The following is a 9,390-nucleotide window of genomic DNA, read 5'->3' as shown; positions in this document are numbered from 1 at the left end:
TAGGTTAGGGTTCATGCGTTTCCAATCCGCCAAGAAGCACGCTTAGGAAACGCTTTGAAAATTTACTCGATATTTATCTTTCGCCTCGCCAGACGACGTTCCCGCCAGATGATGTAGAGGCCCGAGGCGATGATGATGAGGATACCAAGCCACTTGGAAGCGGTTGGGAAATCGCTGAAGACGAAATAGCCGAGTGCTGTCGCCGAAATGATTTCGAAATAGTGGAATGGCGCGAGAATCGACACCGGGGCGGCCTGAAACGCCTTGACGACCAGAAGGTGACCGTAACCGGAAAGCGTGCCGAGCGTCACCACGAGGGCCCAGCCCAGCGTCGTGTTCGGCAGCGACGGTACGAAATCGACCGAACCCATGCCGTGGCCGATCGCGATCGCACCGATCATGAAAAGCGTCCCGCCTATGCCGGCGATCGTTTGCATGACCAGCGGCGCATCGGCATCGCCAAGCGCCCTGTTCATCAGAAGATAACAGGCAAACAGGAACGCGCAGCCGATGGGCAACAGGGACGTCAGCCCGAAAAGCTGGAAACTGGGTTGAATGACGATCATCGCGCCACCGAAACCGATCACGATCGCCAGCCAGCGCCGCCAGCCGACTTTTTCACCGAGCACCACCGCTGACAGGCAGGTCAGAATGAAAGGCTCGACGAAATAGATCGCGAAAACATCGGCGAGCGGCATGTATTTGACGGAGACGAAGAAAAGCAGCGCCGCCGCAGCCAGCAACACGCCGCGAAGAAGGTTGAGGCCGAGACGCTTGGGCATCAAGGCCCGAAAGCCGCCCTGGGCAAGAAGAAGAGGCAGCGTCGAGACCAACTGAAAAAAGAAGCGGTAAAATGTGACCTGTCCCGGCGACATGCCCTGATAAACCGCCATGTACTTGGCGATGGCATCCATGCAGGGCAGGATGATCATCGCAAACAGCATGAGCGCCAGCCCCTGAAGAACCGTCATTTTTGCAGCGGGCGAAGATGGGAAGCTTGTCACGCAGATATACCTGAGAAGGAGAAGCGGACCTTATCGACTTTCGCGACCGTTTCAATGTTTCGATCAGCCGGCAGCAGAACATCACGCATCGCTTAAACGAGGATTGCTGAAAGGCGCGTTTCGCTGCTTTTTTGCCGCATGAAGCCCTTCACCCGACGCCGCGGCGAGGTACAGTGGGAATTTGATGAAGTATCGCAAAGCACGTCATTCCGTTCCTACCCAACGGCCAGAGGAGAAACCGATGCGCCTATCGACGGAGACCGTCATTTCCATGCTCCGCAGATCACAGGACAACGATACGTTGGGCGGGCGCATCTGGCGCGCGCGCGATGCGCTGGGCATGTCGGCGCGGGAACTGGCAGATCGGCTTGGCGTGCATGTGGATACGGTTTCCGCCTGGGAACGCGACCGCTCCGAGCCACGCACCAGCAGGCTTTTCATGCTGGCCGGCGTGCTCGGCGTCACCCCGGCATGGCTGATTGCCGGTCTCGGCGATGCGCCGAAGGATGAATTGAACGGATCGGCCGCAGCCGGTCTCCTGAGCCAGCTCACGCACATCCGCACCTTGCACGAGCAGACGGGAAAAGCGATTGCGGCCCTTGAGGCAGAACTCGCCCGTGTCCTACAGGATATCCGCTAAGAACAGACCGATTCCGTGGTCCGGATCACCGGAGCGGCTTGAGCTCAGGTGATCGACCTGCGATTGTGAACCAAAATCATTCCATAAAGGAGAAAACACCATGGACGTACGCGCCGCCGTTGCCGTGCAGGCCGGAAAACCGCTGGAAGTCATGACCGTGCAGCTCGAAGGCCCCAAAGCCGGCGAAGTGCTGTTCGAGGTCAAGGCGACCGGTATCTGCCACACCGATGATTTCACCCTGTCGGGCGCCGACCCGGAAGGCCTGTTCCCGGCCATTCTCGGCCATGAAGGCGCTGGCGTCGTCGTCGATGTCGGCCCGGGCGTCACCTCGCTGAAGAAGGGCGACCATGTCATTCCGCTCTACACGCCGGAATGCCGCGAATGTTATTCCTGCACCTCGCGCAAAACCAATCTCTGCACCTCGATCCGCGCCACACAGGGCCAGGGCGTGATGCCGGACGGCACGAGCCGCTTCTCGATCGGCAAGGACAAGATCCACCACTACATGGGCTGCTCGACCTTCTCGAACTTTACGGTTCTGCCGGAGATCGCGGTTGCCAAGATCAATCCGGACGCCCCCTTCGACAAGGTCTGCTACATCGGTTGTGGCGTGACGACCGGCATCGGTGCGGTCATCAACACCGCCAAGGTCGAGATTGGCTCGACCGCGATCGTCTTCGGCCTCGGCGGCATCGGTCTCAACGTGCTGCAGGGCCTTCGGCTTGCCGGCGCCGACATGATCATCGGCGTTGACATCAACCCGGACCGCAAGGCCTGGGGCGAGAAGTTCGGCATGACCCACTTCGTCAACCCGAAGGAGGTCGGCGAAGACATCGTGCCCTATCTCGTCAACATGACGAAGCGCGGCAACGACCTGATCGGCGGTGCTGACTATACGTTCGACTGCACGGGCAACACCAAGGTCATGCGCCAGGCACTCGAGTCCTCGCATCGCGGCTGGGGCAAGTCCGTCATCATCGGCGTGGCCGGTGCCGGCCAGGAAATTTCCACCCGTCCCTTCCAGCTGGTGACCGGCCGCAACTGGATGGGCACGGCCTTTGGTGGCGCGCGTGGCCGCACGGACGTTCCGAAGATCGTCGACTGGTACATGGAAGGCAAAATCCAGATCGACCCGATGATTACCCACACCATGCCGCTTGAAGACATCAACAAGGGCTTCGACCTGATGCACAAGGGCGAATCGATCCGCGGCGTCGTGATTTACTGAGCGTAATCGGCTTGACGTTACGACAGAGAGCGATCATCGCTCGCTGAGAGAATGAGCGCCGCATTCGCGAAGAGTGCGGCGCTCTTCATGAAAGGTTGGATCATGATGCCATTCCGCTTTGTCGTCGCCGCTCTTGCCATGCTTTCACCGGCGTTGGCCCTGGCAGATCCTGTGGGAAAATACGATGTCGTCGGCATCAACCCCGACAATGGCGGCGAATATTCCGGCACCGTCGAGGTCAAGCGTTCAGGAACGACCTATTCGATCGTCTGGACCATCGCCGGAACGGAATCCTATGGTGTCGGTCTTGGTGGCAAACGCTCCGGGAACTCTTCCACAAATGCCGCCTCGTCCAGCGACGACACGATTGCCATCGGCTACGGTAACACAGATGGCTTTGGCATCGCGCAGTACGACCGCCAACCGGACGGCTCCTGGAAGGGGAACTGGGCCTATGCAGGCGGCGCCATCTCCACGGAAACCTGGACACCGGTGGGAAAAGGCAGCCGCTCGCTCTCCTCGCCCGTCCGGAAACCAGCCAGCGAAGCGATGAAGCCGATCGGCAACACCATTGCCCGTCCATAGTGGACACACCGGAAAGACGATGAACGAGAGCACACACCACGAGAACACCATTTATGTCGATGCCGACGCCTGCCCGGTAAAACCGGAAATCCTGAAGGTTGCAGAGCGTCATGGGCTGCCGGTTGTTTTCGTCGCCAATTCCGGCCTGCGCCCCTCGCGCGATCCGATGGTTCGCAACGTGATCGTCTCGGCCGGCTTCGATGCCGCCGACAACTGGATTGCGGAACACGCCACCGAAGGCGACATCGTGGTGACGGCGGACGTTCCGCTGGCCGGGCGCTGCGTGGCGGCCGGAGCCGACGTGACGGGTCCGACGGGCCGCGTCTTCGACAAGGCCAATATCGGCATGGCGACGGCGATGCGCGATCTGGGCGCACATCTGCGCGAGACGGGCGAGAGCAAAGGTTATAACGCCGCCTTCTCCGCCCGTGACCGGTCTGCCTTTCTGGAAACGCTGGACCGGCTCTGCCGCCGCATCAAACGCCGGTAGCGACATGCTGAACCTCAAGAACAAAAGCCTCTCGTTTCGCCGTCACTTTCCCTTCTATGCGGCGGTGCTGATCGCGGTTTTGTCCCTGCCCGCCTGTCTTTGGCTTTTGCCGAAATTGACGGTTGTCGGCACGCCGGTGGTTTTCTTCATCGTCTACCTGACGCTCACGGCCTCTCAATTTCCGAAACTCACCGCCGCCTATCTGAAGGAAAACGCTTCCGGCACCGATGAGCCGGCACCGGTCATCCTCACCGTCACTCTGGCGACCATCGTCGTTTCGATGACGTCGCTGTTTCTCGTGCTGAACGGCCGTGAAACGGCAACAGCGGCATCGCTTGTCCTGGCATTTTCGGCGGTCGCACTGGGATGGCTGACGATCCACACCATGGCCGCCCTGCACTACGCCCACCATTACTGGAGCCCGGCCATGGACACGGAAGCCGACAATGACAATGGTGGCGGCCTGAACTTTCCGGGAGATGACGAGCCCGGCGGCTACGACTTTCTCTATTTTTCCTTCGTCATCGGCATGACCGGGCAGACCTCCGATGTCGCCATCACCTCGACCGACATGCGCAAGCTTAACCTGCTGCATTCGATCGTGTCCTTCTTCTTCAACACCACCCTGGTCGCCGCGGCCGTCAACACTGCCGTCGCGCTGGCCTGACCGTATTCACAGGAGCCGATCATGAAAGTCCTTTCCCAAAACACCGCCTTTGGCGGCATGCAGGGCGTCTTCGCCCATGATAGCGAAGCCTGCGGCGTCGAGATGACCTTTGCGGTCTATGTTCCGCCAAAGGCAATCACCGAACCCTGCCCCGTCGTCTGGTATCTCTCCGGCCTCACCTGCACCCATGCCAACGTCATGGAAAAGGGCGAATATCGCCGCATGGCCTCCGAGCTTGGACTGATCATCGTCTGCCCGGATACCAGCCCGCGCGGCAACGATGTTCCCGACGAGCTGACAAACTGGCAAATGGGCAAGGGCGCCGGCTTCTATCTCGATGCGACGCAATCCCCTTGGTCGGATAACTACCAGATGTACACATACATCACGGAAGAACTGCCGGCCTTCGTCGCCCAGCATTTCCGCGTCGATATGAGCCGCCAGGGCATTTTCGGTCACTCCATGGGCGGCCACGGCGCCATGACAATCGCTCTGAAAAACCCGGATAGGTTCAAGTGCTGCTCGGCCTTCGCGCCGATCGTCGAGCCGTCGACCGCCGACTGGTCGATCGGCGCCTTTGAAAAATATCTCGGCGAGGACAAGTCGGCGTGGCGGCAATACGACGCCTGCGCGCTTGTGAAAGATGGCGCGCGCTTCCCCGAGTTCCTGATCGATCAGGGCAAGGCCGACAGTTTCCTGGAAAACGGCCTGCGTCCGTGGCTTTTCGAGGAAGCCATCAAGGGCACGGATATCGGCCTGACGCTGCGCCTGCACGAGCGCTACGACCACTCCTACTACTTCATTTCGACCTTCATGGACGATCACCTGAAGTGGCATGCCGAGCGGCTGGCATAACGAACTTATTAGGCTGCATGGTTCGCATGCAGCCTTTTCTCACCGGGCCGATTGGAAACGCGGGGCAGCGGCGGTCTCGATGATGCGGATGCTCGATTCCGCATGGCCATGATGGCCTTCCATATCCACCACGACATGCCAGTGGCCCGCTTGCGGAATCGTCAGCCGAATGGGCGATTTGCGAGCTACGCCACCAATGAACTGGTGCTTCAACGTCTCCTTGTAGAGAGCGAAGTTCTTTGCCGACATCAACCGCACATTGGCGACAGCCGAAAGCGTGATTTCGACCGTGATGCCCGCGCGCAGCAGCTTGAGGTCATAGTGGGTAAATTTGATTGCAGCGGTCATTGTTGCGTCCGTGTGACGAAGCGTATTAGCAGGCATTTAAGCAGCCAAATCTTAAGCGCCGCTTATCCCGATCCAGGCCTGATAATTGCTGCAAAGCTTTTCAACGGCGCAAAGATGCGCTAATGGCGCGCAAATGACCCATATTCTTCTCGTCGCCCTCGGCGGTGCCCTTGGTTCCGTCCTACGCTATCTCGTCGGTCTCGGTACGCTGCGCAGCTTCGGCCCGAGCTTCCCGTGGGGAACGCTGACCGTCAACGTCACCGGCTCATTCCTCATCGGCCTGATCTCGGAACTGATCATGCAGAAATTTTCCGGCTCGCCGGAAATGCGCGTCTTCATGATCACCGGCATTCTCGGCGGCTACACCACCTTCTCCGCCTTTTCGCTCGACGCCATCGCCCTCCTTGAGCGCGGCGAAACTGTCCCCGCGGCCATTTATGTGGGCTCCAGCGTCATTCTTTCGGGTCTCGCCGTCGTTGCCGGGCTGGCCCTGATGCGCGCAATAGTCTAAAGCCTGCCTGCCGGCCGCGCATCTGCGTGGCATGAGGCCAAGAATACAGAAAAGCCCCTTTCTTCAGGCGATCCGGCATCGCATGATGGGCGCGTGGTGATGAAAGCGGATTAAGTTGATGGCAGGTATCGAACACAGGCAGGTGGAAGCCGACGAAACGGGCATGCGGCTCGATCGCTGGTTCAAGGTGCACTATCCCGGCCTCGGCTTCGGCCCGCTGCAGAAGCTTCTTCGCTCAGGCCAGATCCGCGTCGATGGCGGCCGGGTAAAATCCGATACCCGCGTCCAACCCGGCCAGGTCATCCGTATCCCGCCGATGGACGTCGATGCCAAGAAGACCGGCCCGATCGCCGGCCGGGACCTGCGCAACGCATCAGATCACGAACTCCTGTCGCGTATGCTGCTGCATGAAGACGCCAAGGTGATCGTGCTCAACAAGCCGCCGGGCATCGCCGTACAGGGCGGCTCCGGCGTGAACAGACATATCGACCAGATGCTCGAAGCCTGGACCAGCCCCAAGGGTGAAAAGCCGCGTCTCGTTCACCGCCTCGATCGCGATACGTCCGGTGTGCTCGTGATCGCTCGCACCCGCGGCGCGGCGCAGAAACTGACGGCAGCCTTCCGCGAACGCGACACCAAGAAGACCTATTGGGCACTGGTGAAAGGTGTGCCCCGCAAGCGGGAAGACAAGCTTTCGACATGGCTCGTCAAGGAACAGACGCCGGACGGCGATCGCATGCGCATCGCAAAACATGGCGAAGAAGGCGCCGATCACGCAATTTCCTATTATAAGATTCTCGAACAGGCGGGCCAGAATTTCGCCTGGCTGCAGATGGAGCCTTATACCGGTCGCACCCATCAGCTGCGCGTTCACGCCCAGTATATCGGCCATCCGATCCTCGGCGATCCGAAATATTTCGATGACGATACCAACTGGAATTTTCCCGGTGGTGTCCAGAACCGGCTGCATCTCCACGCCCGCCACATCGATATCCCTCACCCGGATGGCGGCCGCCTGAAGATCACCGCGCCCATGCCGCAGCACATGACACAGAGCTGGAACTTGTTCGGCTTCGACCTCGACAATGCCGGGGAAGAAGACTGATGCAGTTGGTTCTCTTCGACTGCGACGGCACGCTGGTCGATAGCGCCGGCCTGATCCATGAGGTCATGGCCCGCACCTTCGTCGACTTCGGCCTGCCCCGCCCCGAGCTTTCGCAGACCAAGAGCATTATCGGACTGACGCTGGATATCGCGATCGCCCGCATGCGCGGCCTGCCTCATGTGGACGACCAGGCGCTGGAAATGACGGCGCATTACAAGTCGATCTTCACCGGCGTTCGCTCCGAGCCCGGCTTTCAGGAGCCCCTGTACCCCGGCATCGCCCCGATGATCGCGGCTCTGGCGAAGATGGACGATATTATCCTGGGTGCCGTTACGGGAAAGTCCCGGCGCGGACTTCAAATGATCTGCGCAAGCCACGGATTTGAAAAGACATTCTTCACGTCACGCACGGCCGACGACTGCCCCTCCAAGCCGCATCCGGCGATGGTGACGGAATGCTGCGCGGAAGCAGGGATCGATCCGCGAGACACCATCGTCATCGGCGATGCGATCTATGACATGCAGATGGCCAAGAGCGCCGGCGCCCGCGCCATCGGCGTCTCCTGGGGTTATGCCTCGGTGCCGGATCTGGTCGAAGCCGGCGCCGACCATATCGTGCGCACACCGGACGAAATCTTGAAGTGGATGGAGATACAGCATGCCTGATATCCGCGATGACCTGACCGGCGCGCTCAGCGATCCCGATCCCGTACGCCGCGCACAGATCCAAATGCTGAAGCCCCTGCCGAAGCGCTTCTATACGACAGTGACAGTGGCGCCCGCTGAAGCAGGCGGCTACGCGGTTCTGCTCGATGGCCGCAATGTACGCACACCGGCGAAAAACCCGCTGACGGTGCCGACCGAGAAAGTTGCCGCCCTTCTCGCAGAGGAGTGGGACGCCCAGAAGGACGTCATCAATCCCGCCACGATGCCCGTGACCCGGCTTGCCAACACGGCTCTTGATGGCGTTGCCAACGATATCCGCGCTGTGTTCGACGATATCCTGAAATTCTCTGGCACGGACCTTCTCTGTTACCGCGCCGCCGAGCCGGAAGGTCTCGTTGCCCGTCAGACAGAGCGTTGGGATCCGATCCTTTCCTGGGCTGCCGACAGCCTCGGCGCCCGGTTCATTCTGGCGGAAGGCATCGTTCATCAGGAGCAGCCGCGCGCCGCCACCAATGCCTTCGCCGGCGCTTTGCGCGCCTATGCGACGCCGCTCGGGCTTGCCTGCCTGCACACGATCACGTCGCTGACCGGCTCCGCCCTACTCGCTCTCGCCTTTGCCGAGCGTCGCATTTCTGCTGAAGAAGCGTGGGAACTTGCCCATATCGACGAAGACTGGCAGATCGAGCACTGGGGAACGGACGAGGAAGCCTTCCAGCGGCGAGAAAACCGCTGGCAGGATATGCAGGCGGCGGCAAAGACGCTGGATGCGCTGCGCTAAAAAGCCCGTCCTGCGCCATCCTCGGCCTTGAGCCGAGAATCTTCCAGTCTGTCCATATTGATCGACCAGCAGATGGTCGGGTCAAGCCCGGCCATGACGGCGTGGGAAGAGCGGCGCGGCTTTCCCGCGTTGGCTTAAGCCGTAAGTTTCAACCCGGCAATACCCACAACGATCAGCCCAATGCAGCCGAGGCGGATTGCTGTCGCAGGCTCGGCGAAAAGGAAGATGCCGAGGATGACGGTGCCGACCGTGCCGATCCCGGTCCAGATTGCGTAGGACGTGCCCAGCGGCAGACTGCGCATGGCAATGCCGAGCAGTACGACGCTGATGATCATTGAGGCTGCCGTCAGCACGGTTGGCAGCGGCTTGGTGAAACCGTCGGTGTATTTTAGGCCGATCGCCCAACCGATTTCAAAAAGTCCCGCAAGGAAAAGAATGGTCCAGGCCATGATAAACTCCGTTCAAAGGAGCGAGGCCGTCCCCGCGGATGTTAGACAGGATTAAGCTGTCCTGC

General features: G+C 60.2%; 13 protein-coding genes. 10 read left to right on the top strand and 3 right to left on the bottom strand.

The annotated features are described in order from the left end of the window. Positions 1 to 62: 62 nt before the first annotated feature. Positions 63 to 971, bottom strand: coding sequence for a DMT family transporter (locus BLX89_RS00835; protein ID WP_075288762.1), 909 nt, complete (start codon positions 969 to 971; stop codon positions 63 to 65). Positions 972 to 1,245: 274 nt separating this feature from the next. On the opposite strand from BLX89_RS00835, the gene BLX89_RS00830 reads away from it, so the two are divergent. The 6 genes from BLX89_RS00830 to fghA all read left to right on the top strand — a co-directional run bounded on the left by BLX89_RS00830 (position 1,246) and on the right by fghA (position 5,469). After that, entirely contained in the window at positions 1,246 to 1,644 is a 399-nt protein-coding gene (locus tag BLX89_RS00830) for a helix-turn-helix domain-containing protein (protein WP_075288761.1), read from the top strand. Between the two features lie 100 nt (positions 1,645 to 1,744). Then, positions 1,745 to 2,872 (top strand): S-(hydroxymethyl)glutathione dehydrogenase/class III alcohol dehydrogenase, encoded by a 1,128-nt coding sequence (locus BLX89_RS00825; protein ID WP_075288760.1) that lies wholly within the window; start codon positions 1,745 to 1,747, stop codon positions 2,870 to 2,872. 87 nt (positions 2,873 to 2,959) lie between these two features. Further along, positions 2,960 to 3,457, top strand: a complete 498-nt coding sequence (locus tag BLX89_RS00820; RefSeq protein WP_210187151.1) for a hypothetical protein — start codon at positions 2,960 to 2,962, stop codon at positions 3,455 to 3,457. Between the two features lie 19 nt (positions 3,458 to 3,476). Beyond that, the gene (locus BLX89_RS00815; RefSeq protein ID WP_075288758.1) at positions 3,477 to 3,947 is read left to right on the top strand and encodes a YaiI/YqxD family protein; all 471 of its coding nucleotides are present in this window, start codon (positions 3,477 to 3,479) and stop codon (positions 3,945 to 3,947) included. Between the two features lie 4 nt (positions 3,948 to 3,951). Beyond that, positions 3,952 to 4,614 carry a DUF1345 domain-containing protein gene (locus BLX89_RS00810; protein ID WP_075288757.1) on the top strand — a complete coding sequence of 221 codons (663 nt, stop codon included), beginning with the start codon at positions 3,952 to 3,954 and terminating at the stop codon, positions 4,612 to 4,614. 21 nt (positions 4,615 to 4,635) lie between these two features. Continuing rightward, positions 4,636 to 5,469 (top strand): S-formylglutathione hydrolase, encoded by an 834-nt coding sequence (gene fghA, locus BLX89_RS00805; protein WP_075288756.1) that lies wholly within the window; start codon positions 4,636 to 4,638, stop codon positions 5,467 to 5,469. A gap of 39 nt (positions 5,470 to 5,508) precedes the next feature. Here the strand turns inward: fghA and BLX89_RS00800 are convergent, their stop codons facing one another. After that, on the bottom strand, positions 5,509 to 5,817 hold the full coding sequence (locus tag BLX89_RS00800) for a DUF1883 domain-containing protein (protein WP_075288755.1): 309 nt from the start codon (positions 5,815 to 5,817) through the stop codon (positions 5,509 to 5,511). A gap of 133 nt (positions 5,818 to 5,950) precedes the next feature. On the opposite strand from BLX89_RS00800, the gene crcB reads away from it, so the two are divergent. The 4 genes from crcB (at position 5,951) to BLX89_RS00780 (ending at position 8,876) form a co-directional block, all read left to right on the top strand. Continuing rightward, the gene (crcB, locus tag BLX89_RS00795; RefSeq protein ID WP_075288754.1) at positions 5,951 to 6,328 is read left to right on the top strand and encodes a fluoride efflux transporter CrcB; all 378 of its coding nucleotides are present in this window, start codon (positions 5,951 to 5,953) and stop codon (positions 6,326 to 6,328) included. Positions 6,329 to 6,446: 118 nt separating this feature from the next. Further along, positions 6,447 to 7,433: an RluA family pseudouridine synthase gene (locus BLX89_RS00790; protein ID WP_075288753.1), complete on the top strand. Its 987-nt coding sequence runs from the start codon at positions 6,447 to 6,449 to the stop codon at positions 7,431 to 7,433. Continuing rightward, positions 7,433 to 8,098 (top strand): HAD-IA family hydrolase, encoded by a 666-nt coding sequence (locus BLX89_RS00785; protein ID WP_075288752.1) that lies wholly within the window; start codon positions 7,433 to 7,435, stop codon positions 8,096 to 8,098. The genes BLX89_RS00790 and BLX89_RS00785 overlap by 1 nt, the downstream gene beginning before the upstream one ends. Continuing rightward, positions 8,091 to 8,876, top strand: coding sequence for an ATP12 family chaperone protein (locus BLX89_RS00780; RefSeq protein WP_075288751.1), 786 nt, complete (start codon positions 8,091 to 8,093; stop codon positions 8,874 to 8,876). Before BLX89_RS00785 ends, BLX89_RS00780 begins: the two co-directional genes overlap by 8 nt. Positions 8,877 to 9,010: 134 nt before the next feature. On the opposite strand, the gene sugE is transcribed toward BLX89_RS00780, so the two are convergent. Continuing rightward, on the bottom strand, positions 9,011 to 9,325 hold the full coding sequence (gene sugE / locus BLX89_RS00775) for a quaternary ammonium compound efflux SMR transporter SugE (RefSeq protein WP_075288750.1): 315 nt from the start codon (positions 9,323 to 9,325) through the stop codon (positions 9,011 to 9,013). Positions 9,326 to 9,390 lie beyond the last annotated feature (65 nt).

Source organism: Pararhizobium arenae (genome assembly GCF_001931685.1).
Classification (GTDB): domain Bacteria; phylum Pseudomonadota; class Alphaproteobacteria; order Rhizobiales; family Rhizobiaceae; genus Pararhizobium; species Pararhizobium arenae.
Note: the sequence above shows the minus strand (reverse complement) of the source record. Positions and strands in the feature narration are given on the sequence as shown.

Excerpts from the sequence above, each read along its gene's own strand:
- BLX89_RS00835 (WP_075288762.1), bottom strand. The coding sequence starts at position 971 with ATGACGGTTCTTCAGGGGCTGGCGCTCATGCTGTTTGCGATGATCATC.
- BLX89_RS00830 (WP_075288761.1), top strand. The coding sequence starts at position 1,246 with ATGCGCCTATCGACGGAGACCGTCATTTCCATGCTCCGCAGATCACAG.
- BLX89_RS00825 (WP_075288760.1), top strand. The coding sequence starts at position 1,745 with ATGGACGTACGCGCCGCCGTTGCCGTGCAGGCCGGAAAACCGCTGGAA.
- BLX89_RS00820 (WP_210187151.1), top strand. The coding sequence starts at position 2,960 with ATGAAAGGTTGGATCATGATGCCATTCCGCTTTGTCGTCGCCGCTCTT.
- BLX89_RS00815 (WP_075288758.1), top strand. The coding sequence starts at position 3,477 with ATGAACGAGAGCACACACCACGAGAACACCATTTATGTCGATGCCGAC.
- BLX89_RS00810 (WP_075288757.1), top strand. The coding sequence starts at position 3,952 with ATGCTGAACCTCAAGAACAAAAGCCTCTCGTTTCGCCGTCACTTTCCC.
- fghA (WP_075288756.1), top strand. The coding sequence starts at position 4,636 with ATGAAAGTCCTTTCCCAAAACACCGCCTTTGGCGGCATGCAGGGCGTC.
- BLX89_RS00800 (WP_075288755.1), bottom strand. The coding sequence starts at position 5,817 with ATGACCGCTGCAATCAAATTTACCCACTATGACCTCAAGCTGCTGCGC.
- crcB (WP_075288754.1), top strand. The coding sequence starts at position 5,951 with ATGACCCATATTCTTCTCGTCGCCCTCGGCGGTGCCCTTGGTTCCGTC.
- BLX89_RS00790 (WP_075288753.1), top strand. The coding sequence starts at position 6,447 with ATGGCAGGTATCGAACACAGGCAGGTGGAAGCCGACGAAACGGGCATG.
- BLX89_RS00785 (WP_075288752.1), top strand. The coding sequence starts at position 7,433 with ATGCAGTTGGTTCTCTTCGACTGCGACGGCACGCTGGTCGATAGCGCC.
- BLX89_RS00780 (WP_075288751.1), top strand. The coding sequence starts at position 8,091 with ATGCCTGATATCCGCGATGACCTGACCGGCGCGCTCAGCGATCCCGAT.
- sugE (WP_075288750.1), bottom strand. The coding sequence starts at position 9,325 with ATGGCCTGGACCATTCTTTTCCTTGCGGGACTTTTTGAAATCGGTTGG.